General features: G+C 43.0%; 26 protein-coding genes. 10 read left to right on the forward strand and 16 right to left on the reverse strand.

Annotated elements, in window-relative coordinates; all coding sequences use genetic code 11:
- Positions 1-40: 40 nt before the first annotated feature.
- The 5 genes from NL930_RS12530 to NL930_RS12550 are packed head-to-tail and all read right to left on the reverse strand — an operon-like array spanning position 41 to position 4,577.
- Complete coding sequence (locus NL930_RS12530; RefSeq protein ID WP_373028078.1) at positions 41-1,609, reverse strand: fatty acid--CoA ligase; 1,569 nt, start codon at positions 1,607-1,609, stop codon at positions 41-43.
- Positions 1,610-1,614: 5 nt separating this feature from the next.
- Positions 1,615-2,856, reverse strand: coding sequence for an OmpP1/FadL family transporter (locus tag NL930_RS12535; RefSeq protein ID WP_254376880.1), 1,242 nt, complete (start codon positions 2,854-2,856; stop codon positions 1,615-1,617).
- The gene (gene nfo / locus NL930_RS12540) at positions 2,853-3,716 is read right to left on the reverse strand and encodes a deoxyribonuclease IV (RefSeq protein WP_041962706.1); all 864 of its coding nucleotides are present in this window, start codon (positions 3,714-3,716) and stop codon (positions 2,853-2,855) included. The genes NL930_RS12535 and nfo overlap by 4 nt, the downstream gene beginning before the upstream one ends.
- A 10-nt stretch (positions 3,717-3,726) precedes the next feature.
- Complete coding sequence (locus tag NL930_RS12545) at positions 3,727-4,209, reverse strand: hypothetical protein (RefSeq protein WP_254376881.1); 483 nt, start codon at positions 4,207-4,209, stop codon at positions 3,727-3,729.
- Positions 4,206-4,577, reverse strand: a complete 372-nt coding sequence (locus NL930_RS12550; RefSeq protein ID WP_254376882.1) for a Fur family transcriptional regulator — start codon at positions 4,575-4,577, stop codon at positions 4,206-4,208. Before NL930_RS12550 ends, NL930_RS12545 begins: the two co-directional genes overlap by 4 nt.
- A gap of 192 nt (positions 4,578-4,769) precedes the next feature.
- On the opposite strand from NL930_RS12550, the gene NL930_RS12555 reads away from it, so the two are divergent.
- From NL930_RS12555 to NL930_RS12565, 3 genes are read left to right on the forward strand one after another with little or no spacing between them, the layout of a single operon-like run.
- Positions 4,770-5,654: a metal ABC transporter solute-binding protein, Zn/Mn family gene (locus tag NL930_RS12555; protein ID WP_254376883.1), complete on the forward strand. Its 885-nt coding sequence runs from the start codon at positions 4,770-4,772 to the stop codon at positions 5,652-5,654.
- Positions 5,655-5,665: 11 nt separating this feature from the next.
- The gene (locus NL930_RS12560; protein ID WP_254376884.1) at positions 5,666-6,427 is read left to right on the forward strand and encodes a metal ABC transporter ATP-binding protein; all 762 of its coding nucleotides are present in this window, start codon (positions 5,666-5,668) and stop codon (positions 6,425-6,427) included.
- Complete coding sequence (locus NL930_RS12565; protein ID WP_254376885.1) at positions 6,424-7,221, forward strand: metal ABC transporter permease; 798 nt, start codon at positions 6,424-6,426, stop codon at positions 7,219-7,221. Before NL930_RS12560 ends, NL930_RS12565 begins: the two co-directional genes overlap by 4 nt.
- Here NL930_RS12565 and NL930_RS12570 read toward each other — a convergent pair.
- Positions 7,208-8,119, reverse strand: a complete 912-nt coding sequence (locus NL930_RS12570; protein WP_254376886.1) for a DMT family transporter — start codon at positions 8,117-8,119, stop codon at positions 7,208-7,210. The genes NL930_RS12565 and NL930_RS12570 overlap by 14 nt on opposite strands.
- A gap of 182 nt (positions 8,120-8,301) precedes the next feature.
- On the opposite strand from NL930_RS12570, the gene NL930_RS12575 reads away from it, so the two are divergent.
- The 5 genes from NL930_RS12575 (at position 8,302) to NL930_RS12595 (ending at position 11,606) form a co-directional block, all read left to right on the forward strand.
- The gene (locus NL930_RS12575) at positions 8,302-8,628 is read left to right on the forward strand and encodes a c-type cytochrome (protein WP_254376887.1); all 327 of its coding nucleotides are present in this window, start codon (positions 8,302-8,304) and stop codon (positions 8,626-8,628) included.
- Between the two features lie 24 nt (positions 8,629-8,652).
- Positions 8,653-8,973, forward strand: a complete 321-nt coding sequence (locus NL930_RS12580) for a cytochrome C (protein ID WP_254376888.1) — start codon at positions 8,653-8,655, stop codon at positions 8,971-8,973.
- Positions 8,974-9,060: 87 nt separating this feature from the next.
- The gene (locus NL930_RS12585) at positions 9,061-9,801 is read left to right on the forward strand and encodes an amino acid ABC transporter ATP-binding protein (RefSeq protein ID WP_256497259.1); all 741 of its coding nucleotides are present in this window, start codon (positions 9,061-9,063) and stop codon (positions 9,799-9,801) included.
- 35 nt (positions 9,802-9,836) lie between these two features.
- On the forward strand, positions 9,837-10,637 hold the full coding sequence (locus NL930_RS12590) for a transporter substrate-binding domain-containing protein (RefSeq protein ID WP_254376889.1): 801 nt from the start codon (positions 9,837-9,839) through the stop codon (positions 10,635-10,637).
- 3 nt (positions 10,638-10,640) lie between these two features.
- The gene (locus NL930_RS12595; RefSeq protein ID WP_254376890.1) at positions 10,641-11,606 is read left to right on the forward strand and encodes an amino acid ABC transporter permease; all 966 of its coding nucleotides are present in this window, start codon (positions 10,641-10,643) and stop codon (positions 11,604-11,606) included.
- 28 nt (positions 11,607-11,634) lie between these two features.
- On the opposite strand, the gene NL930_RS12600 is transcribed toward NL930_RS12595, so the two are convergent.
- Genes NL930_RS12600 through pyrC form a run of 4 tightly spaced genes read right to left on the reverse strand, consistent with a single transcriptional unit; the run spans position 11,635 to position 15,317 of the window.
- Positions 11,635-12,783: a PilZ domain-containing protein gene (locus NL930_RS12600; protein WP_254376891.1), complete on the reverse strand. Its 1,149-nt coding sequence runs from the start codon at positions 12,781-12,783 to the stop codon at positions 11,635-11,637.
- A 36-nt stretch (positions 12,784-12,819) separates the two neighbouring features.
- Entirely contained in the window at positions 12,820-13,620 is an 801-nt protein-coding gene (locus NL930_RS12605; protein ID WP_254376892.1) for a sensor histidine kinase KdpD, read from the reverse strand.
- A gap of 34 nt (positions 13,621-13,654) precedes the next feature.
- Complete coding sequence (locus tag NL930_RS12610; protein ID WP_039671879.1) at positions 13,655-14,320, reverse strand: response regulator transcription factor; 666 nt, start codon at positions 14,318-14,320, stop codon at positions 13,655-13,657.
- Positions 14,310-15,317, reverse strand: coding sequence for a dihydroorotase (pyrC, locus tag NL930_RS12615; RefSeq protein WP_254376893.1), 1,008 nt, complete (start codon positions 15,315-15,317; stop codon positions 14,310-14,312). The genes NL930_RS12610 and pyrC overlap by 11 nt, the downstream gene beginning before the upstream one ends.
- Before the next feature lie 81 nt (positions 15,318-15,398).
- Between pyrC and NL930_RS12620 the strand changes: the two genes are divergently transcribed.
- Positions 15,399-16,418 (forward strand): aldo/keto reductase, encoded by a 1,020-nt coding sequence (locus tag NL930_RS12620; RefSeq protein ID WP_254376894.1) that lies wholly within the window; start codon positions 15,399-15,401, stop codon positions 16,416-16,418.
- A 49-nt stretch (positions 16,419-16,467) separates the two neighbouring features.
- Here NL930_RS12620 and NL930_RS12625 read toward each other — a convergent pair whose 3' ends face one another.
- From NL930_RS12625 to NL930_RS12650, 6 genes are all read right to left on the reverse strand, one after another.
- Positions 16,468-17,652, reverse strand: coding sequence for an ammonium transporter (locus NL930_RS12625; protein ID WP_254376895.1), 1,185 nt, complete (start codon positions 17,650-17,652; stop codon positions 16,468-16,470).
- Positions 17,653-17,742: 90 nt separating this feature from the next.
- On the reverse strand, positions 17,743-18,081 hold the full coding sequence (locus NL930_RS12630; RefSeq protein ID WP_039671875.1) for a P-II family nitrogen regulator: 339 nt from the start codon (positions 18,079-18,081) through the stop codon (positions 17,743-17,745).
- Between the two features lie 47 nt (positions 18,082-18,128).
- Positions 18,129-18,653 (reverse strand): peptidylprolyl isomerase, encoded by a 525-nt coding sequence (locus tag NL930_RS12635; RefSeq protein WP_254376979.1) that lies wholly within the window; start codon positions 18,651-18,653, stop codon positions 18,129-18,131.
- The gene (locus NL930_RS12640) at positions 18,653-19,315 is read right to left on the reverse strand and encodes a response regulator (RefSeq protein ID WP_041962721.1); all 663 of its coding nucleotides are present in this window, start codon (positions 19,313-19,315) and stop codon (positions 18,653-18,655) included. The genes NL930_RS12635 and NL930_RS12640 overlap by 1 nt, the downstream gene beginning before the upstream one ends.
- Complete coding sequence (locus NL930_RS12645; RefSeq protein ID WP_254376896.1) at positions 19,316-20,938, reverse strand: ATP-binding protein; 1,623 nt, start codon at positions 20,936-20,938, stop codon at positions 19,316-19,318.
- On the reverse strand, positions 20,931-22,091 hold the full coding sequence (locus NL930_RS12650) for an ABC transporter substrate-binding protein (protein ID WP_254376897.1): 1,161 nt from the start codon (positions 22,089-22,091) through the stop codon (positions 20,931-20,933). The genes NL930_RS12645 and NL930_RS12650 overlap by 8 nt, the downstream gene beginning before the upstream one ends.
- 129 nt (positions 22,092-22,220) lie before the next feature.
- Here NL930_RS12650 and NL930_RS12655 point away from each other — a divergent pair, with 129 nt between their 5' ends.
- Positions 22,221-22,859 (forward strand): class I SAM-dependent methyltransferase, encoded by a 639-nt coding sequence (locus NL930_RS12655; RefSeq protein WP_254376898.1) that lies wholly within the window; start codon positions 22,221-22,223, stop codon positions 22,857-22,859.
- Positions 22,860-22,863: the final 4 nt, after the last annotated feature.

A 22,863-nucleotide genomic window follows, 5' to 3' on the forward strand; every position in this document is an offset into this window, starting at 1 on the left:
AATGACAAGATGATAATAAAATAACCCTTTGACGAGAAAGTTAATTTGGGTGTTTACGTATGAATCCGCCGGCTTCGATTTTCTCTTTAAGCACACGTTTTAGGACTTTTCCCGTTGCATTTTTGGGAAGCTCTTCTACGAAATAGATCTGTTTTGGGAGTTTAAAATTTGCCAAATGCGTTTTCAAGTAAGCACGTAATTCATTCTCTTTTAAGCTTATACTGTCTTTAGGCTGAATAAAAGCAATGACCTCTTCGTCTTTGGTTTCGTCTTTCAGTCCGATAACCGCGACGGCATCCACGCCTTCAAATTTGTAAATCAATTCTTCAATTTCTCTTGGATAGATATTGATTCCTTTGGAAATAATCAAATCTTTCTTGCGATCGACGATGTAAATAAATCCGTCATCGTCCTTTTTACCCAGATCGCCCGTTAAAAGCCATCCGTTCATGATCGTTTCATCGGTAGCGTCGGGATGATTCAAATAACCTTGCATAACGCAATCACCTTTGACCATAATCTCGCCGACCGTGCCGTTTTTCACTTCTAAACGCTCTTCGTTGACGATTTTTACATCATAACTCGGAAGCGGCAAACCAACCGAAAGCGGCTTTTGACGATCCAAACGATTGACGCACACCGCAGGCGAGCACTCGCTGAGTCCGTAACCCTCCAAAAGTTTTGCTTTTTTAAATTTGGCGTTAAACTCGTTGAGCGACTGTTCGCTTAAAGGAGCACTTCCCGAGATGAAAATGCGTACTTTATTAAACCACATAAAATACCACGGAATTTTTGCCTTTAAAAGCGCATTGTAAAGGGTTGGTACGCCTAAGAAGATGGTCACTTGTTTGAGCAAGGTTTGTTTTAAAACTTTGGCAAACGGAAAAACGGAGCGAACAATCACGATCGAAGAACATGTATACATCGGCAAAAGAACCATGATGGAAAGCGTAAACGAGTGAAACATCGGTAAAAAGACGATAAAACGATCTTTATCGGTAATCTGAAACGACTCCGCTCCGCCGATCGCGTTGGAGAAAATATTGCGGTACGAGAGTTGTGCGCCTTTGGGTTTTCCCGTTGTACCCGAAGTATAGACGATACACGCGATATTGTCCAAAACGGGTCGCTTGGAAAAACGCTCCAACGCTTCCAAAGAGCTATCGATTTCTGCAAAGCTGTAATTACGCTCGTCCAAACCGTCGTTTTTATCGGTCCAAACGATTTTTTGGATCTTCGTCGTATCCAAAAGGGTTTGCGTCTCTTTGGCATACGCCGAAGAACACACCAGCATTTTCGCACCGCAATCGTTTAAGATGTACTCAAACTCTTCTTTTTTCAAAAACGTGTTGAGCGGAACGGCGATCGCACCGATTTTGGTAATCGCAAAGAGTGCGATGAGAAAATCCTCAGAGTTGCCGACGATCATGGCAACTCTGTCTTGGTGCTGAATACCGCTAAATTCCAAAAAGCGCGAAAACGTATCGATGCTTTGTTTGAGCTTCAGGTACGAAATTTTGTGATCTTCGATAAAAATAGCCGTTTTTTTAGGCGCATTTTTTGCATTCGCTTCGATAATCTCGTAAAAATTTTGATACGTATACTGCAACATCGCTAAAACTTATACTTAAACGATGCCGTTAAAAGATGTGCCGACGAATCGGTAAACGTTCCGTTGACCGTACCGTTTGAAACCGTTCTTTCTTCTTTATCGTCATACAAATAGGCCAAACCGACACTTGTTTTTTCATTAACTTTGTATTCAAAACCGATCGAATAGAGCTTGGCATCGGAATCTGGAAGTTCAAATCCTAAAGTCGAATCGGGCGTTGGGCTTTTGTCGATCGCAAAACCGAGCATCATTTTAAGATTATCGGTGCATTGATGCGTCACGCCGATACGATACGCATTGGCATCTTTCCAATTTTTAGGCTTCGCCGTACCGAAAACCGCGTTAGCAGTACTATCGCCGTAATCAAAATCCAACTCTTTATAGCTTGACCAATACGTTCGCTCAAAGACAAACTCGACCGTCGTTTTTGCATACGTATACGCCGTTGCCAACACTAGCGATGCCGGAAGCGGAATTTCGACCGAAGCGTTCGTGTTAAAAGGAATGCGCGTCGATAAATCCGCAAGAGAATGCGTCAAAAGGTATCTGCTAATCTGACCATTAGCATCGCCCTTAACCGTTAAATCGACTTTGGAGCGGTATGTCGCCGCAAACGTTAAATCTTGAATCGGTTTATAACTCAGTGCTAAATTGTAACCGAAGTCAATCGAATCTCCCGTTAATTCTTGAGCATATACGGGATTTTGAATCGCTGCGACCTTCCCGTCGGTGTAAACGCCTCTTAAGCCGAAACCAAGCGCAAATTGATCGTTCACTTTATAGCTTGCCGTCGGATTAATTTCGATGACTTTGAGCGTAAACTCTTCGGCAGTGCGCATCTGGTAAGCTTCATTCCAGCGCTTCGACAACCCTGCCGGTGCCGTAATGGAAAGACCGTAACGCCAATTACCGACACTTGGAGAGACATAATGCAAGTTAGGCATTAAAAAATTTTCTTCTTTCGAATCGCCGTCCGCATTACCGCTTGGCGTCGTAGCCGCAGCGTCGTAGTTAACTTGCGGTAAATTAATATAGGTTAATGCGACTTCGCTGTAAGCGCCTTGCGCCATAAACGCCATATTCGCGGGGTTATAATAACTCGCATCCGCGCCGTTTGCGCTAGCGACGTATGCCGCGCTCAAAGAAACGGAATTGAGTGATTGCTCGGGAATGCGGTATCCGGAAGCAAGAAGGCTCGCCGCACAAAGGCTTAGAGTCGTAGCGATTCGTAAAGAGTGTGTCATGCATGTTCCTTAAGAGGTGATTTCATCAGACGATAAAGCATGGCAATTTCGTTTTCCCAAAGCGATTCGTCAATGGTTTCAAGCACCAAAGGTATATCATCCATCCGCGGATCGTTCATGATAAACGCAAAAGGATCGAGTCCCAATTTACCTTTACCGAGACTCTCATGGCGATCGACGCGCGTCCCAAGATCGGGCTTGGAATCGTTGAGATGCATTCCTTTGAGGTACTTAAATCCGACGATTGTATCAAATTTTTCCATCGTTTCGCTATAGCACTCCTCGGTTCGGATATCGTAACCCGACGTAAAAAGATGACATGTATCGATGCAAACCCCGACACGCTCTTTGTCGATCGAATGTTCCATCAAATAGCCCAAGTGTTCCATTTTGTAACCTAGATTGCTACCTTGACCTGCCGTATTTTCCACGACCAGCGTGACGGACTCGCTTTGGCGCAATACGTCGTTCATCGCGGCACTGATGTATTCCAAACAGGCTTCTTCACTGATTTGCTTTAAATGGCTTCCGGGATGAAAATTGAGCTTGTCAAGACCCAAAGCTTCGCATCGCTTGACTTCGTCCAAAAACGCCTGCAACGATTTTTCACGCGCTTCACGTTCGGGATGACCGAGATTGATTAAATAGCTATCGTGAGGCAACACGTGTTTGGGTAAAATCTCCGCCTTATCCAATTCGTTTTTAAACCTCAGAATCTCTTCTTTTGACAAAGCTTTACCTTCCCATTGGCGTTGATTTTTCGTAAAAAGGGCAAAGGCTTTCGCATGGATCGCTTTGGCGTTAATCGGTGCGTTAAAAACCCCGCCGCTGGCACTGACATGTGCGCCGACGTATTTCATTGAAATTCCTTTAAGGTAGTGGTTTGAGGCGAAACAAAACGCCGTTTTTCGTATCTTTAAACAGAACGGAATCGTGATCGACCGCATAAAAAATATCCGCCGAATCAAGTTGAAGGGATTGTTCAAAGCCCGAAGCGGTTTTTTTCAATTTTTCACCGTGGTAAATCGGTTCTTTATTGAGCAGTTCTTGCATCAATTCTGCGTAATGTTCTTGCATAAAAAACTGTCGGTTGAATGCCACTTTATCGAGGCATTTTCCCTCTAAACAGATATACTCTCCCATCATTTCCAGATGAAACAACACGTTACCTGCCGCAAAAATTTGAACGCTCGTATAATGAGGACCTTTGTTTACAAAACCCGTATCGGAAAGGGCGATCGAAGGGTTTTTGACGGTGATCACGTACGCTTGGGAACTCTCAATCTCTTTTTTCACGGCACAACCGCTTAGGATCAACGCCGTCGCAACAATGATCGTCCACAGCCGTTTCATTGATGACACTCCTTGCACAAACCTTTCAAAACGATACTTTTCACTTCCCCTTCAACCTTTCCCAAATCAACCTCCATACATGTAATTTGATGACAGTGCTCGCAAATAAAATGAGCGTGCGTCGTACCGGAGAGCTCAAAATACCATTTACGATCGTCCGACTCAAACTTATGCACGATGCCCGCTTCTTCAAACAAAGCGATATTACGATAAAACGTCGCTTTGTCCATCGAAGCGTTCATTTTATCTTTGATTTGTTCGTAGCTAAGCGGATGCGACGCCCTCTTCAGCACTTCTAAAATCAAAGAGCGCGCGGTCGTAAATTTGATATTGTGCTCTCTACAAAGCGTTTGTATCTGCTCATTCATCTTCAACTCGCTTACATGTAAAAATTATCTTGAATGGTATCTAATTTTTAATTAGAGTTTTTGAAGTGCTTCATTTGGAGACGATCTTAGAAGAGTCCCGACACCCGTTTAACGCGAAGTGTTAAGTCACGACTAAGTTGCAAAAGACTAAGATTCCACAAATTTATGCAACTTAGTCGCAAAGGATTTCTTATGAAACGTTTTGTATTTCTGTTGGTTCTTTTCTTAGGTTCGCTTTTATGCGCCAAACCGACCGTTACGGTCAGTATCATCCCTCAAAAATACTTTGTCGAACAAATCGCCAAAGATTTTTTACACGTTAACGTGATGGTCACTCCGGGCTCAAGCCCTCATACTTACGAGCCTAAACCTTCTCAAATGAAAGAGTTGGCACAATCGGACGCTTATTTTAGTATCGGCGACGGCTTTGAAAAAGCATGGCTTCCGAAGTTTAAAAGCAGCAATCCTAAGCTGATGATGGTCGATACGGTTAAAGGTATCGAAAAAATTCCGATGGCGGAACATCACCACGAAGACGAAGGCAAAGAACATAAAGGTCATGCGCATCACGACCATGATCACGAGCAGGGCGAACTCGATCCGCACGTTTGGCTTGATCCGATTTTGGTCAAAACCCAAGCACAAAATATCTATGAAGCTTTGGTAACGCTTTATCCCGAACAAAAAGCGCTCTTTGCTCAAAACTATGAAGCCTTTATGACGTCGCTCGATGCGTTAGACGTTTCCATTCAACAAACCCTTGCCGATGTTAAAAATCGCAAATTTATCGTTTTCCATCCTTCTTTCGGTTATTTTGCCAAACATTACGGCTTAGAGCAAATCCCCGTTGAAGTCAGCGGTAAAGAGCCAAAGCCGGCAGAGCTTGCTAAAATTATCGACGAAGCAAAAGAAGAAGGTGCCAAAGTCGTTTTCGTCTCTCCTCAATTTTCTAAAAAAAGTGCCGAAACGATTGCGAAACAGATCAACGGAAAAACTTTAACCATCGATCCTTTGGCGTACGAATGGAAAGAGAATATGCTCAGCGTTGCCAAAATCTTTCAATCAGAACTAAAATGATATAATGCTTTATGCATTACGACATCGAAATCAACAATCTTAGCTTTAATTATGAGGGTACGGACGTATTGGAGGGAATCAACCTCCGATACGCCAAAGAAGAGTTCTTGGCAATCATCGGTCCTAACGGCGGCGGTAAAAGTACGCTTTTAAAATTGATGATCGGCCTTTTAGAACCTTCGTGCGGCGAAGTGCTTCTTTTTGGACAAAAACCCTTACATGTAAGTTCCCAAATAGCCTATGTTCCGCAAAATACGATGGCAAATAAGGATTTCCCGATCAGCGTTTTAGACGTCGTTTTAATGGGCAGGCTCTCGCCTAAGAGTACCGGAAGGTATTCTAAAGAAGACAAGCAAATTGCACTAAATATGTTATCGCATGTCGGTATGAGCGATTTTGAAACCCATAAAATCCATACGCTTTCCGGAGGACAACGCCAGCGTGTTTTTATTGCGCGCGCCCTTGCATGCGAAGCCAAAATTATCTTCTTAGACGAACCGACGGCGAGTATCGATACGGCAGGTCAAATCGCCGTTTTTGAGCTGCTTAAAGAACTAAACCGCACCATCGGCATCGTCTTGATTAGCCATGACGTCAACGTCGCGTTGAACTATGCGACTAAAGTGGCACATGTCAACAAAACGCTCTACATGCACGACGTTCCCAGCGCACACGATTTTAAACTTTTTCAAAACCAAAAAGCCCACGTATGCGATATCGAACTGATTAGTGCGACACGATGCAACCACCTTCATCCAAAGCAAAACCTATGAGCGACATCCTTCACTTCGAATTTATGCAATACGCGCTTTACGCTGCGCTGATCGTAAGTTTTATCTGCGGCATTATCGGAACGCTGATCGTCATTAACCGTATGGTGTTTATTGCCGGAGGTATCGCGCACGGCTCTTACGGCGGAATCGGATTGGCACTCTTTTTAGGCATATCGCCGCTTGTAGGTGCTTCGTTGTTTGCGCTGGGTTTAGGCGGCATTATGGCATACCTTACGCATCGAAACAATACGAGACTCGACTCTCTCATCGGTGTCTTATGGGCATTCGGTATGGCATTCGGCATTATTATGACCGATTTGACGCCGGGATACAACGTCGATTTAATGAGTTATCTTTTCGGGGCGATTTTATCGGTCTCTTTAGAAGATCTTTACGGAATGGGATCCATCTTGGCGCTTATTTTAGTGTTTGTTCTCGTTTTTTACCGCCAGTTGATTGCGATGAGTTTCGACGCCAAATTTGCAAAACTTCGCGGTGTCGATACCGAACTGCTTTACACCTTATTGATCTTAATCGTCGCGCTCAGCGTCGTGATGAGCATTCGTGCGGTCGGACTGATCTTGGTCATCGCCCTCTTAACGATTCCGCCTTACATCGCCGAAAAATTTACCGCCTCGATTGCCGGAATGATGACGCTTTCAAGTTTTTTGGCACTGGTATTTTGCGGTATAGGACTTTTGTTGTCGTATCATTTCAATCTGAGTGCCGGCGCTTCCATTATCCTTGTCGCGACAAGTGCTTTTTTGCTTCAATTGCCTTTTAAAAAACGCTAGGTTTACTCCGACGCGTTTGATACCATGCAAACGCATACGAACCGACCTCGGCAATTAGCATTCCCGCAAGAATCAAACCCGCGCCGCATAATTGAGAAAAGCTCAAAACTTCTGCAGCGAACCAATAGCCGAATGCACCCGCACTCACGGGCTCCATCGTAAAAATAATGGCGGTTTTCGCCGCGGTCGTAAAACGTTGCATCGCCGTTTGAACCCAAAATGCAAAAATCGTGGCGAATAGCACCGTGATCATTACCGCTTCGACGAACGTATCGTTAACGTGCGGAGGCGTAATGCTTCCTTCTTTCCACAAACCTCCGATGAAAGAGCATGCCGCAACGGTTAAAAATTGAATGCTGACCAAAAGATAAACATTGTTTTTACGTGAAAGATGCCCCGTACACACGATATGCAAAGCAAACATAATGGCACACACGAACGCATAAATTTCACCCCATGAAAAGCCGATCTCGCTCTTAAGCGTCAAGAGGTAAAGCCCGATTGCGGCGATAACCGCACCGGCAAGCGAAAAAAACGATGCCTTGTGTTTAAATAAAAGATACGATCCAAACGGAACGATAATCACGCTTAATCCCGTAATAAAACCGACCGTAGAAGAGTACGTATACGTTAACGCAAAAGTTTGAAACGCATAGCCTAAAAACATAAAAAGTCCGAGCAGTACGCCGGCTTTGATAACTTCGTAATTCAGGTATTTCCATTGCTTATACGAAATCAATCCCATTAAAAGTGCCGCCGAAAAGAATCGCCAAAATAAAAACGTGTATACCGGCGTTTCGTCTACGGCCGTTTGGACGACGACAAAGGTACTCCCCCATGAAATGGCAACCAACAGTAATAAAAAATCGGCTCCCGCTTCTTTCCATCGATAATGCATTAGACTTTTCCTTAATTACATGTAAAGGCGTTATTGTAGCATAAGCGATAGGAAAAAACGTGCCAAAATCCCGTCAATACTTGCTAAAAGGAAATATTTATTTAAATCTCTCAGAATAACATGCTATAATCCTAACTTAGTAAAATATTTTTATACTCATTTAATATTTTGGAGGTTTTTCTATGCTGCGTCTCCTAAGCTATTCATTCGGAACACTCCTTTTTCTCTCCTCAATCGCCTGTGCGCAAGAGCCCTCCGTCGAACACGGGGCACAACTTTTTAAACAATGCGCAGGATGCCATGGAGCCGACGGTCGTAACAAAGCTTTCGGTAAAAGCGGTATCATCGCGGGACAAAGTGCCGAAGATTTGATGGAGAGTATTAAATTTTACCGAGAAAGCGAATTCAAAGCACACGGCACATCGCTGGTGATGTCAAAACAAACCAAAAATATGAGTCTACAAGATATTAGCGACGTTGCGCATTATATTTCGAAATTACCCAAATAAAATGCAAAGAGAGGCCTTATACCGATGAAAAAAACGACTTATTTTTGTTTATTACTAGCATCTTTGGTTATGATTCCTTCCTCGTTATCTGCAAGCACCGTAAAAGGTAAAATTTTTTATGCAAAAATTCTCAAACCCGTATGCGGCTTTAACGGTGACGTTATGGGTAAAAAACATACCGTCAGCGAATGGAAACAATTTTACGAAAACAATCAACTCTCCCTTGCCATAAAAGTGCTTTGCCCGCAAGCTCCCGATATTACAGAACAAAACGATCTTTTAAACCTCTACCACTTCCTCAGTTCGTTTGCAAGCGATAGCGGTAACGTGCCTTCGTGCAATTAAAAATCTTTGTCTAGGGGCTTTATCTTACTTTTATATTCTATTGCTACAATTATGGTTTGTGCGAGATATACGTAAAGAAAGGTTTGAATGAGCCAAGCAATTGTGCGTATGGAGAACGTCGATAAATACTACGGCGATTTTCATGTCCTAAAAAATATTAATTTTTCCGTTACCGAAGGTGAAATCGTCGTTATATGCGGTCCAAGCGGTAGCGGTAAATCAACCCTAATTCGTTGCATCAATAAACTCGAAGAGATCGATAGCGGCGATATTTTTGTCGACGGATTCGATCTTTACGATAAAAAAGTAAACATTAACCAAGTACGTGCCGAAACCGGCATGGTTTTTCAGCACTTCAATCTTTTTCCCCACTTAACCATTTTAGACAACATCACGATTGCACAACGTAAAGTGAAAGGTGCTTCAAAAAACGAAGCAAATGAATTTTCCCTCAAATTATTGGAACGTGTCGGACTGGTGCATAAAGCGCACGGATATCCCAACGAACTGAGCGGCGGGCAGAAGCAAAGAGTTGCCATCGCAAGAACGCTCGCGATGAAACCTAAAATCATTCTTTTCGACGAACCGACTTCCGCGCTCGATCCGGAAATGATCGGAGGCGTCTTAGACGTTATGCGAGAATTAGCGCATGAAAATTATACGATTATTTGTGTAACCCACGAAATGGGTTTTGCCAAAGAAGTGAGCGATCGCGTGATTTTTATGGACGAAGGGGTGATTATCGAAGAAGCTAGCCCTGAAGCATTTTTTGCCAATCCGAAAACCGAACGTGCTCAAAAATTTTTACAAGAAGTGCTTACGCATTAATCATTATAAAAATCTATTCTTTAAGGAGAGTGTCAATGAAAAAAATTCTTGCCGCATTACTCGTAATGCTCGGACTCAATGCCTCGGCTGACGATATCAACCTTTGGCAAAAATCAACCCTCAACGCCATCTTACAAAAAGGTGAATTAACCGTCGGATTGGAGCCTGGTTATATGCCTTTCGAGATGAAAGATAAACAAGGCAATATTATCGGTTTTGACGTCGATTTAGCGAATGAAATGGCAAAAGCGATGGGTGTTAAACTCAAGCTGGTTCCAACAGCATGGGACGGTATTATTGCGGGGTTGCTTACGGGTAAATACGACATTATTATGTCCGGTATGACGATTACGCAAGAGAGAAACCTCAAAATCAATTTTGCAAACCCTTATATTAGCGTCGGACAAACCCTTCTTGCGCCTAAAAAACATGCCGGTAAAAAATGGAGCGATTTGGATAAACCCGAATACACTATCGTCACAAAAATCGGCGTAACCGGCGAAATTGCGACACGTAAAATGTTCAAAAAAGCCAAAATCAGAACGTTTGAAACCGAAGCGGATGCCGCACAAGAAGTTCTTAACGGCAATGCCGACGCTTTAGTATACGATAAGCCGTATAATGCTATCTTCTTTGCCGAAAAAGGCGCAGGCAAACTCGTGCATATGGATGAAGAACTTACATACGAACCTCTTGGTTTTGCCATTCGCAAAGGTGATCCGGATTTCTTAAACTGGCTCAACAACTTCCTAAACCAAACACAACACGACGGTACGTATCAAAAAATTTACGATCGTTGGTTTAACGACTCTTCATGGCAAAAAAAGGTAATGTAACCAGTGGCAAAAGAGAAACAACCACTTTTACACAATAAAACATTCGGCCACGTCGTGGCCGTTATGTTTTACGTCGCATTAGGCTATCTCCTTTTTACGGCAGCTTCCAATATGAACTATATTTGGAAATGGACCAGCGTTCCCAAATATTTTGCTTACGAACAAACCGATACGATTGCTTCACCGATAGACGGTACGGTACGTTTAAGCAACAATGCTATTATCGTTCAAGGTACGAGCGATAGTAAAGAAGTCATTATCGAAGCAGGGTTCTCATCAAAAGTCCAAGAAGGCGATCATATCTACGAAAACGACGTTATTGCATCTAAAACCTACTTAAAAGCCGGACCGCTGATCGAAGGCTTGATCGTAACATTGGAAGTGTCGGCATTAGCCGCCATACTTGCATTTGCTATCGGTGCGCTTTTAGCGTTTATGCGTATTTCCGATCTGCAGTTCCTGAAAGACATCGCTACGGTCTACATCGCCATTATTCGCGGAACACCTCTTCTCGTACAAATTTTTATTTTTTATTTTATTATTGCGACAATCTTTGAATTGGAACGCTTTTTAGCGGGAGCCGTTTCACTCGGTCTTTTCTTTGGTGCTTATATCGCAGAAGTATTGCGAGGAGCGATTCAATCGATCGATAAAGGTCAATACGAAGCCGCTAAATCGCTCGGTATGAACTACACGCAAACAATGATTTATATCATTATGCCTCAAGCATTGAAACGCGCTTTGCCTACGTTGGTAGGAGAGATGATAGCACTTGTCAAAGACTCTTCGTTGGTTTCGGTTATCTCCATTACCGATTTGACCAAAGTCGGACGCGAAATCGTTGCCAATACTTTTTCGCCGTTTGAAACATGGTTGATCGTTGCTGCGGTTTATTTTACGATCACATTTACGTTAACGGCACTCGGACACAAAATCGAATCTCGAATGAAAAAACAAGGCGGTATGTAAGCTTCCCCGGCTTTCATACCCGTATTGTTTATACGCTATACGCCTCCAACTCTTGGTTTAAATCTTCCAAAATCTCTTTTTCTCGTTGGGAAATATAATTTAAAATCTTTTTGCTCATAATGCGATCGGGAAAAATTCGCATACAGTAACGAAACGAGCCTTGATAATCGATAATATTGACGATTTCACCTTGCAGTTCAATCGTTTTATCTCCGTCAATTGCGATTGTAGCACTGTTAAGCTCAAACGTTACGCTTACCTTTGCGCCGACATAAATGCCGTTATTTTCGCTACTGACGACACCCAGACCGTTAATTGAAAGATCGTAGAGCCGTCCCGACGTTGGTAGGCTATGGGAAGGGCGCAAATAGACTTTCGCCAAAATATCGGGATGAACACGCACAAATTCTCTTTGAATGGCCGGCATGTTTAAAAGGTAGGTAAAATTACTGAGTACAATCGTATTGGTTTGAAAATTACTCTCGATAATATCGGCTTTTAGGTGCTTACTGAACCACTCATTTTTGACGATAAACGCTTGCGCTTCAAGTTTCATCGCTATTTCTTGCAGTCGATCGATCTTAAATGTAACGTTTTCATCTTCTATTTCTATAATTTCCGCTTCCGAGCTGATAGGCACGCCTTTATAGAGATTTAAGAACGTAATTTTTTGCTTCTCTCCTCGCATACGTTGAAACACGTCAATCAGAGTGTTACTCGGCGTAAAGATACTCTCTTGACTAAAGCCCGTATCAAACGACGCGTCGCAGGGTTGACATGTTGTGCTCTCAAGAAGATCGCTTGGCAGGGCATCGACAAAACGGTTGACGTATCCGATCAAAATCCCAAGTTGCGAACACTTGACATGCCGCTCGCTTAATTCGCCGTATTTCTCAAGAAGAAACAAAAAACTCCTTGCAACGACATAATACAATTCACGACTACCGCAACGTAAATGCTCCAAAAGTTCTTGCGGAACTTCGTTTTCGCATTGGAGCAAGCTTCGATACGTCGCCAAAGCAACCTTTTTTGCTTCGTGAGGTGAGATCTTTGTATCACTATCAGTATAAAGACACGCGAAATAATCGCAAAAAACCGTTTCTAACTCCTGATCAAACGGAGCGAGGTTAATAAGAAAAAGTTCTTTTTCGTCTTGAGAAATACTCTTTTTTTCCATGAAAATGTTCCTCTTACGGTAAATTTAGTGGAGCTATCATTCGGTATCGATGAGACGGGAAATATCTAAAACAACGCTGGTTCCTTCCTCTTTTTTGGAAAAAATACGCAAAGGAATTTTACATTCATCGCAATATGCTTTTACAAGACTCAATCCTATGCCGTACCCTTCTTTGCTCGTATCGGCTTGGTAATAGCGATCAAAAGCCAAGAAAAGTTCTGCTTCGCTCATCCCGATTCCTTGATCCCGAATCGTTAAGATTCCGGCATCCAACGCGATAGAGATCGGACGATTGTTTCTGTTATATTTTACGGCATTATGCAATAGATTCGAAACGACTTTGCCTAATCCGTGTTTATCCGCATAAAGTTGTACATGTACGTTTTGCGTTTGAATAACAACGTCTTGCGCCATCTCTTTTTGCTTTTCAATAATGCGGTTGAGCAAATCTTCCAAGATAAAATGTTCTTTTACTACCTCTTGTATCTCTTTTTTGATGTAATAATCCACTTCTTTGTAAAGCGCATACAAATCGTCACTTGCCAATGCAATCCGCTCCAAACGCTTTTGCTTTTTCGGATCGTTTTCGTTATCTCTAATCATTTGCAAATTTGCTTTAATAACCGAAAGAGGAATATTGAGCTCGTGTAACGTATCTTTGAGCAAAATATCCAAAAAACGATTGGTTTTCAAAAGCGTCGAGAGACAATACGTCACGGTTACATAGCCGACGATACTTGCAAAGAGTAGACTAAGCGCAAATATCCATATCCATGAATCGATCCATAAACACAAGATAAAGGTAAAGCTCATCGAAATAAATAAGCTGATGCTCAAACTTATCGCCGTTTTGATGAGAAATTTTCGATCGTTACTTCTCAAAACGATACCCGATTCCTCTAATATTGGAGATGCTCTCTTTACCGAAGATTTTTTTGAGATTGTTGACGTAAACGCGAATTGAACCCTCGTTCATCTCTTCGCTACTGCTCCACAATCGCTCATGGATCATCTCTTTGGTCACCACGTAACCTCTTTCTTTCACCAAAAGATACAGCAACTCAAAGTCCTTAAGATGTACGTCTAACTCTTCATCGTCGAAAAAAAGACGCTTACGTGCTAAATTGAGCTTATAGTGTTCATCGATGACGAGCCAATCGTCTACAATTCCTTTTGCACGCGTTAAGATGGCGCGAATGCGTAACAAAAGTTCACCCAAATCAAAAGGCTTTTTAATATAATCGTCGCCTCCCAAGGTAAACCCCTGCGTTAAACTCTCTTGATCGTTTAAAGAAGTGACGAAAATCGCGGGCGTTCTGTCTCCCGAAGCCCTCAGTTCTCGTAAAAAATCAAATCCGTTCATTTCGGGAACTTTCACGTCCAAAAGATACAGATCGAACTTCTCTTCGTAACAACGCTTCAGCGCTTCTTTGCCGTTTTGAACCAAAACACAGGTGTAATCGTTTTCGCTCAAGAAATCTTCAAGCGTATTGAGCAAAAGCGCATTATCCTCTAAGATTAAAAGTTTATACGACATGTTGGATGCTCCACGCCAGTGTTTCGTTTGCAAACATCGGGACAACGTTACCGTAAGCGTGTGTTACTTTCATAGGAGTTTTTTCTAAAATAACCTCTTTATGAAGGGCTTTATAGCCGTAAATAGTTTGTGCATTGTTACTCACAAACGCTTGTAACGAAGCTAATGCGTTATGTTTGTCAAAAAGTTCCGTGAGCACTTGCAAAGCGATGGGTGCGGTAAAAACACCTGCCGCACATCCGCAACACTCTTTCTTATGAATCGGATGCGGTGCCGAGTCGCTTCCGAACATCACTTTAGGATGCGCCGCGAGACTGACATGTAAAAGGGCTTCTCGATCTTCGTAACGTTTGGCGATCGGCTTGCAAAAAAGATGCGGTTGAAGCATTCCTCCGGCAACGTCATCTAGCGTAATCAACAAATGATGCAACGTTACCGTGGCATACAAATTTTCGTAGCGATCTAGAAGTGCTACACTCTCTTGGGTGGTAATATGTTCCATAACGATCTTGAGCTTTGGAAACGCTTCGGCAAGACTTTCGTAAATCGAAACAAACTCTTTTTCCCTATCCATCACAAAGCCGTTCGTTTCTCCGTGAACGCATAAGACGAGTCCCAAGTCGCTCATTGCTTCTAAAACGGGGCGCAACAGCTCGATGTCCATACTCGCCACGCCGCCTTCGGAATTGGTCGTAATGCCGGATGGATAAAGTTTTAAAGCCTTAACATGTAAAGCGGCTTTTTCTAAAAACTCCCGCGTATAATCGCTACGAAAAAAAAGCGTCATTAAAGGTTCAAAGTGGTTTTGTCCGATTGCGCGTACGATACGTTCCTTATAAGCAAAAACCGCTTCAATCGTCGTAATCGGAGGAACAAGGTTTGGCATGACGATTGCTCCGGCAAAACCGTAAGCACTTAAGGGTGCTACAAGATTAAGCATTTCTTCGTCGCGTAAATGCAGATGCATATCCAAAGGAGAAATCAGCGTATGGGTCATCAAAAAGTCCCTTTTTTGTTTTAATTATAGCAAAGCAAGCCCAAAATGTTATACTTTCAGCAAAAATATTAAGGTATCGTTATGGAATATCGCTACATTGGTAAGACCGGTTTACGAGTAACCCCTATTTGTATGGGAACAATGAGTTTTGGGAGCTGGAGTGACAAAGCAGAATCCTTTAAAATCCTCGATACTGCTTATGAGCGGGGTATCAATTTTTTTGATACCGCAGAACTGTACCCGGTACCTCCACGTGGTGATTACGCGGGCAAGACGGAGCGTATTATCTCCGAGTGGCTTGCAACCAAACCACGTGAGAGCATTATTTTAGCGACGAAAATAGCGGGTGCGGCAAATGGTTGGTTTGTACCGCCCATTCGTCATGGCTACACAGCGATCGATCGCTTTCACATTCAACGCGCTGTTGAGGGAAGTTTAAAACGCCTTAAAACCGACTACATCGATCTTTATCAGGTTCATTGGCCCGATGAAATCGTTCCCAAAGAAGAGTCGATGCGAGCGCTGGATGAACTGGTCAAAAGCGGAAAAGTACGCTACCTTGGAACATCCAATGACACGACGTACGGACTCACCAAATCCAACACCATCGCACAGTATGAAAAGCTTTCCCGTTTTGAGTCCATTCAAAACAATTTTTCACTGCTCAATCCACGCTTTTTAGATGAACTTGCCAGTGCGTGCCGTAAGGAGAAAGTCTCTCTTTTACCCTATTCTCCCATCGGTGGCGGCGTCTTAAGCGGTAAATACAACCAAGCGTTTATCGACCCTAAAACACGTTTTGGTGAATACCTCAATGCAGGTGAAGCACGCCAAAGAGCGATGTATAGCCGATTTGTCAATGAAAAATCACTCGCGGCGACGGCAAAATACATCGAAATCGCTCAAAAATATGGCATGAGCCCTGTAACACTTGCGGTTGCTTGGAGTATGCATTTTGATTTTGTAGCATCAACGATCATCGGCGCGCGCTATGCGAGTCAACTGGAAGAGAGTTTCAAAGCCTTTGATCTCAAACTCAGCCCTGAGATATTGCGTGAGATCGAAGCCGTACAAAAAGAGATTTTATACCCTTTGGGTTAAGGAAAGAAGACTTACATGTAAGCAAAAATCCTTACATGTAAGTGCCTATTTAAGCTTTGGATTTCACAAATTCGGGATAGGCTTCTAAACCGCACTCTTCGACGTCGAGCCCGACGTATTCGTGTTCTTCGTCGCTTCGTAGTCCCACGACTTTTTGAATGCCTTTGAAAATAACGTAGGAAAGAGGAAAAACGAATGCACCCGTCACAACGATCCCTTTCAGTTGCGTCGTCAATGAAAAATCGGCAAAAATCGCCACGGCAATCGTACCCCAAATTCCGTTAACCAAATGTACCGACAACGCACCCACCGGATCGTCAATTTGAAGTTTATCGAAAAGCGGTACGGCAAACACGACCAGTGCTCCGCCGATAGCACCGATGAAGATCGGCTCCCAAAGGCCTACGACGTCCGCTCCGGCGGTAATGGCAACCAAGCCGCCTAAAGCACCGTTTAAAATCATCGTAATATCCAATTTTTTGTACTGAATGTAAACGATACACGCCGCGACGATCGCTCCGGCAAGTCCTGCGGTGTTGGTATTGACGATAATCAACCCTACCAAATCGGCCGCTTCTTTATCGGTTGCGATATGAAATGCGCTTCCGCCGTTAAAGCCGAACCATCCGATCCAAAGTAACATCGCACCGAGTGTCACGAGCGGAATATTCGATGCCGGAATCGCGCGAACTTGCCCTTCCTTACCGTAACGACCTCGTCGTGCGCCTAAAACCAAAATACCCGCTAAAAGTGCCCAGCCGCCTACGGAATGGATGACCGTACAACCGGCAAGATCGTGAACGTCGCTTAAAAAGCCTCCACCCCAAATTGCACGCCCGACGACCGGATAGAGAAATCCGCTCATACAGACCGCAAAAATCATAAACGGAATGATACGAATACGCTCGCTTACGCCGCCGCTCATAATTGAAACGCTCTTGCTCACAAATGCCATCTGAAAGAAAAAATAGGCATATGCACTATACCCCTGCGTCGAAACGCCCGAGAGGAAAAATCCGTCTCCGCCGAACATAACGTTGTAGCCCCATAGCAAAAAGACAAACGACGTAATGGCGTACAAAAGTACGTTTCCCGTCAAGACCGCCGAAACGTTTTTACCGCGAACAAGCCCCGCTTCCAGCATAGCAAATCCGGGAACCATCAAAATAATTAAAACCGCCGTGAAAAGTAAAAAGAGAGTATCGATAATATACTGAAGATGCGAGAGTTCCATTACACGTGCCCTTAAATAAAATGTAATGGAGGATTGTACAAAAATGCAGGAAGTTCGAGTGATTAAATTTTAATCACTCGGTACTCGTTTCTAGATAGCGTCCTCGTTTTCTTCACCGGTTCGAATACGAATAATGCGCTCTACTTCGCTTACAAATATCTTGCCGTCGCCTATTTTACCGGTCTTTGCGGCTTCTGTAATCGTTGCGATGACTTTGTCTACATTTTCATCAGCCACGACGATGTCGATTTTAATTTTAGGTAAAAAGTCTACCACGTACTCCGCACCTCTGTAGAGTTCGGAATGACCTTGTTGTCTGCCGTAACCTTTGACTTCATGAACGGTCATACCGGTTACTTCGATGCTTCCCAATGCATCTTTGACCTCTTCTAGTTTAAAAGGTTTAATAATTGCTTCGATCTTTTTCATCCTTATTTCTCCTCGTAACGTTCAAAATTGAGCTATTGTATCTTAAATTATTTTAAATACGCTTTGAGAATTTTTTGTGACTCAAGCGGTCTATCTTGCCGATCCGTCACAACGTTTTCCAGTTTTCGGAGCGTCTCCATCCCTTCGACGACCTCTCCGAAAATCGTATGCCTTCCGTTAAGGTGAGGTGTGGGTACGGTCGTAATGAAAAATTGACTTCCGTTCGTATTGCGTCCGGCGTTTGCCATCGCTAAAATACCCGCTTTGTCAAAAACGACGTTCGGTTTAAACTCATCCTCAAACGCACGTCCGTAAATCGATTGACCGCCGCTGCCCGTTCCGGTCGGATCTCCACCTTGAACCATGAAATTTTTGATAATACGATGAAAGATGATGCCGTCGTAGTAGCCTTTTTTGACCAAACCTTCGAAATTTTCACACGCTTTTGGCGCAATCTCGGGTTTTAACGCAAAAACGATTTTGCCTTGCGTCGTCTCAAAAACAACTTCATGCGCCGCCGATGCCAAAGTCAAAAAACCCAATAACGCCGAAATCACAAATGCTCTTACCATCATAAAGATTCTCCGATCAGTTTCGTATTGCGAAAACGATACATTTTATTTTTTACTTTTTCCAAAATGCCGACTTTAATTAACTGTTGAAACATATGAACCACCGTCGGCTTACTCACGCCGATATTATCGATAATGTCTTGATACGAACCGTTAAAAATCTTATTTTCATCCAAATGGTTGATAATATACCGCAAGATTTCAATTTTTTTACCTCCGATCAACGCCGCAAGCCCTTCAATAATAAACGAACATCCTTGTAGCTCTTTATTGTGAAGTTTCGGTAACATCGTGGTGTAAATATTGCTAATTAAATCTTTCACGTTAATCGGCTTCATAATAAAGCCGTCTACTTTAAGTGCAATCGCTTCTATCAAATACTCCGTCTCCGTAAACGCCGTCGTGATAATCGCCGGAATCTCGCGTTGATGCTCGTTTTTAAGCTTTTTCAGCATCTCGATACCGTTCATCTCCGGCATTAAAATATCGGTCACGATAATGTCGATCTCTTTTTCAAGGGCAATTTTAAGCCCTTCCGCTCCGTTGTTTGCCAAATAGACTTCTTTGACGAAATCTTTTAAAATCATTTGCGTTTGCGTCTGTACCGATTTTTCGTCTTCGACGTACAAAACAACGCAATCCTTTAACCCGTTAAAATCCATTTATGACTCCTCTTGTTTATCTAAAGGGATGACGATCGTAATCATCGCACACTGCTCGTAATGTTGCGCATTTTGAAACGTATAAGCGATGTTCGCTCCGTTGATGGTCCCTTGCATCTGTTTTTCGATAATTTGTTTTGACATGTAAAGCCCGATTCCCGTTCCCGAAGATTTGTGCTTGGTCGTAAAATACGGTTCAAACATCCGGTCCAAAACCTCATCGCAAATGCCGCCGCCGTTGTCGATAACACCGATAAGCGCATTATCGCCCTCTTTCGTGATAGAAACTTCGATCAGTTTCGTAGCAATGCCTCGCTCTTCCAAGGCATCTTTGGCATTGGAGAGCAAATTCATCATGACTTGCGAAAATTCATTAGGATAGCCCCTCACTTCAACGCTAGCACTATCGTATAACAAAATTTCGATCCCCGCTTTTTCGTAATACTCTTTCACGAGATTGATGCTGTATTGAACGATCGATTTGACGCTAAAACGCTCTTCACTGTGATTGGGCTTGAAAAAATTACGAAAATCGTCAATCGTGTGCGACATCAGCGAAGCCAATTCGATACCTTCTTTGACTTGTTTATCGATAAACGCGTCGCTTAGTTCCAATCCCGCCATTCGTTTCATCTGAAAACTCTGAACCACCAAAACGATCGCGTTGAGAGGTTGCCGCCATTGATGGGCGATATTACCGATCATTTCACCCATAGAAGCCAGTCTTGATTGGCGAAACATGATTTGGTCTTTTTTACGGCTTTGTTCGACTTCGTACTGGACTTTGAGTTCCAAATCGCGGTTCAGTTGTTGCAGTTCTTGCGTCTTTTCGTCTACCATCTTGGCAAGTTTCGTATGCAATAAACGAATATTTTGAAGCAACACGATGGCGAGCAAGGCGGCAAAAGCGATCGTACCGATCGTTGCAACCACGATCCATTCAAAAGTATTATCGTAGACTTTTTCAGTTCGAGCGTAACCTTCTTTGGCATTATCAAGATTCATATTGATCAATCCCGTCAAGTCGATATTGATCGAATAGACGCTTGGATACAGTTCGTTTTGCAAGGTTTCAATCGCTTTAAACGTCTGCTTCGTCTCAAAATAACTGAACATTTTTAATAAAATACCGTCAATCGTATGAATTTTTTGTTCAATTTTAGAGGTAAGAACGTCGTCTTCTTTTGTCGGAAAATGGTTCGGTTGATTCTCTTTGAAAATGCCCCACGAACGCGCCAATTTAATCAACCAATCGCTTTCGTCGATTCCCAAACTGCTTTTATATTCTTGCAGTTCGATCTGAATCAATTCTTGCGCTAAAGCGATGACGACCTTTCCCTCATGTGCGGAAATATTGCCCTTTTCGATGTCACGAATCGTATCTAGGATATTGACCGTGTAAATGTCTTTCAAGTTTTCCAATCGAATCGTCGGAAGCATTCGCTTCGTATACAAAATATCGAAATTATTTTTAATACGGTTGATGCTCATATGAGCAAAACTCCCGATAAAAAACATCCCTACGACCATAATCAAAAAAAGAAGCGTTGTTTTTTTAGCAATCGTCATCTCGTCGATGCTACTCATAAAATCATGAAAAGGCGTGCGGGTATCGTTACTCATCGTCTTTTCCTACCGAATAAAAATCATCGTCGACATATTCGCTCAAATGCACGCGATGCAAGCACTTACAACGTTCGTCCCTGTTTTTAGAGATGCCGTCTTCATCCAGGGTTTTGGAAAACTCCCCCAAGGCCTGAATAAATTGGTCTTTCGTAAATTCCGGCCCTAAGGTTTTAAACACTTCGGCAATCATACGTGCCGCGAAGTAACCCTCAAGCGAGACATGGCTTAAACTCTCTTTGGGGTAATACTGACGCATTAGCGTACGATAGTTTTCGACCTCGTCGACATCGGACGTCCAAGGCGAAGGAACGACTTGCGCGAAGACGATGCCCTCTCCGTTGCCTTCCAAAAGATCGATGAGCGGTTTAGGCTCCATAAACGACGAGAGTCCAAAACGTACTTCTTTTCTGATTTTGTGACTTTTGCGTGCACGCTTGATAAACTCGGCAGCAGCGTTGGTCGAGCCGATCATTAAAATAACTTCCGGATTACACTGTTCTATTTCATAAAGCGCATTGCCGACCGAAAGCGTGTTGCGCTTATAGCTTCCCTCCCCTACCAAGACGAGATTGCGTTTGGCAAGTGCAGTTTTAACGCCTTTAAGTCCGGCTCTTCCATAACTGTCGTTTTGGTAAAAAAGTGCGAATCGCTTGTATTTTTGCTCTTCGGCATAATACTTAACCAAACGTTCAATCTCATCCAAATCGCCGGCACGTGCGTTTAAGACGATCGGATTGGGAGGATTGCGTAAAAACTCGGCTCCCGAATAAGCACCCACAAATGGAATGCGTTTTTCCACGGCGATGGGAAAAATCGCTTCGGCAACGGGCGTACCGATAATGCCGAAAAGCGCAAAAATTTTCTCTTTTTCAATCAACTCGTTCACGTTTTCCACGGCAATTTTCGGCTCATAACGATCGTCTTTAGCAATAATCTCTATTTTGCGACCGTACACGCCGCCGTTATCGTTTAAATTTTTGAGGTAAATTTCCGCACCGAGAAGGAATTGGTTGCCCACGCTATTGAGTCCACCGCTAAAAGGACCGCTCATACCTAAACGTATGACATTACCTTCAAACGTGACATGTGAAAGATAGTAGGGTATCAATAAAAAAGAAGCGACGAGAATCGCTCCGATGAGTCTACGCATCTGAGTTGATGTCCGTAAAAAATATTTTAATCGTTATAATAGCAATTATTTTTTATAAAAGTGCTTAATTTAGTAAAAAAATATTTACTTAAAGCGTTTTTTTGCAAAAAACTATCAAGAGTTAAAAAAATGAGATGTAAAATTTGCAATTTTGAAACCATACTATGGAAAAATCCACGATACGAGCACGACTATTATACCTGCCCGCATTGCGAAGGTATTTTTCTTGATGCGCGGTTTTATCCTTCATCGGAAACGGAACAAAACGTTTACGCAAACCATCACAATTCTTTGGAAAACGAAGGCTACGTGCGTATGTTCGAAAACTTCATCGATTTTTTTTGGGATACTTTACATGTCAAAGAGAGTTTGTTGGATTTCGGTTCCGGCCCGACTCCCGTTTTAAGCGAACTTTTACACAGACGAAACGTCCGCGTCGATTGTTACGACAAATGGTATCAGCCTCAAAAAGTCTACACCGATCGAATCTACGACGGCATCACCTCAACCGAAGTTTTCGAACACCTCGACGATCCGATCGCAATTTTAAACGAATTAACTGTACATGTGCATCAAGGCGGAATCGTTGCTTTGATGACGCTGTTTCATCCAAAAACGCAAGCGGATTTTTTGCAATGGTGGTATCGTCGCGATCCGACGCATATTACGTTTTACACACCCAAAACAATCGAAATAATGGCAAAACGGTGCGGCTTTGAAATGATTAAAACTGATGGAAGACGTATAGCGGTTTTAAGGAAAAGGTAGCGTG

Source organism: Sulfurospirillum sp. hDNRA2, assembly GCF_024206095.2.
Taxonomy (GTDB): domain Bacteria; phylum Campylobacterota; class Campylobacteria; order Campylobacterales; family Sulfurospirillaceae; genus Sulfurospirillum.

Bases quoted from the DNA above. Each gene is read 5' to 3' on its own strand.
- NL930_RS12535 (WP_254376880.1), bottom strand. From the start codon at position 2,856: ATGACACACTCTTTACGAATCGCTACGACTCTAAGCCTTTGTGCGGCG.
- nfo (WP_041962706.1), bottom strand. From the start codon at position 3,716: ATGAAATACGTCGGCGCACATGTCAGTGCCAGCGGCGGGGTTTTTAAC.
- NL930_RS12545 (WP_254376881.1), bottom strand. From the start codon at position 4,209: ATGAAACGGCTGTGGACGATCATTGTTGCGACGGCGTTGATCCTAAGC.
- NL930_RS12550 (WP_254376882.1), bottom strand. From the start codon at position 4,577: ATGAATGAGCAGATACAAACGCTTTGTAGAGAGCACAATATCAAATTT.
- NL930_RS12555 (WP_254376883.1), top strand. From the start codon at position 4,770: ATGAAACGTTTTGTATTTCTGTTGGTTCTTTTCTTAGGTTCGCTTTTA.
- NL930_RS12560 (WP_254376884.1), top strand. From the start codon at position 5,666: ATGCATTACGACATCGAAATCAACAATCTTAGCTTTAATTATGAGGGT.
- NL930_RS12565 (WP_254376885.1), top strand. From the start codon at position 6,424: ATGAGCGACATCCTTCACTTCGAATTTATGCAATACGCGCTTTACGCT.
- NL930_RS12570 (WP_254376886.1), bottom strand. From the start codon at position 8,119: ATGCATTATCGATGGAAAGAAGCGGGAGCCGATTTTTTATTACTGTTG.
- NL930_RS12575 (WP_254376887.1), top strand. From the start codon at position 8,302: ATGCTGCGTCTCCTAAGCTATTCATTCGGAACACTCCTTTTTCTCTCC.
- NL930_RS12580 (WP_254376888.1), top strand. From the start codon at position 8,653: ATGAAAAAAACGACTTATTTTTGTTTATTACTAGCATCTTTGGTTATG.
- NL930_RS12585 (WP_256497259.1), top strand. From the start codon at position 9,061: ATGAGCCAAGCAATTGTGCGTATGGAGAACGTCGATAAATACTACGGC.
- NL930_RS12590 (WP_254376889.1), top strand. From the start codon at position 9,837: ATGAAAAAAATTCTTGCCGCATTACTCGTAATGCTCGGACTCAATGCC.
- NL930_RS12600 (WP_254376891.1), bottom strand. From the start codon at position 12,783: ATGGAAAAAAAGAGTATTTCTCAAGACGAAAAAGAACTTTTTCTTATT.
- NL930_RS12610 (WP_039671879.1), bottom strand. From the start codon at position 14,320: ATGTCGTATAAACTTTTAATCTTAGAGGATAATGCGCTTTTGCTCAAT.
- pyrC (WP_254376893.1), bottom strand. From the start codon at position 15,317: ATGACCCATACGCTGATTTCTCCTTTGGATATGCATCTGCATTTACGC.
- NL930_RS12620 (WP_254376894.1), top strand. From the start codon at position 15,399: ATGGAATATCGCTACATTGGTAAGACCGGTTTACGAGTAACCCCTATT.
- NL930_RS12625 (WP_254376895.1), bottom strand. From the start codon at position 17,652: ATGGAACTCTCGCATCTTCAGTATATTATCGATACTCTCTTTTTACTT.
- NL930_RS12630 (WP_039671875.1), bottom strand. From the start codon at position 18,081: ATGAAAAAGATCGAAGCAATTATTAAACCTTTTAAACTAGAAGAGGTC.
- NL930_RS12635 (WP_254376979.1), bottom strand. From the start codon at position 18,653: ATGGTAAGAGCATTTGTGATTTCGGCGTTATTGGGTTTTTTGACTTTG.
- NL930_RS12640 (WP_041962721.1), bottom strand. From the start codon at position 19,315: ATGGATTTTAACGGGTTAAAGGATTGCGTTGTTTTGTACGTCGAAGAC.
- NL930_RS12645 (WP_254376896.1), bottom strand. From the start codon at position 20,938: ATGAGTAACGATACCCGCACGCCTTTTCATGATTTTATGAGTAGCATC.
- NL930_RS12650 (WP_254376897.1), bottom strand. From the start codon at position 22,091: ATGCGTAGACTCATCGGAGCGATTCTCGTCGCTTCTTTTTTATTGATA.
- NL930_RS12655 (WP_254376898.1), top strand. From the start codon at position 22,221: ATGAGATGTAAAATTTGCAATTTTGAAACCATACTATGGAAAAATCCA.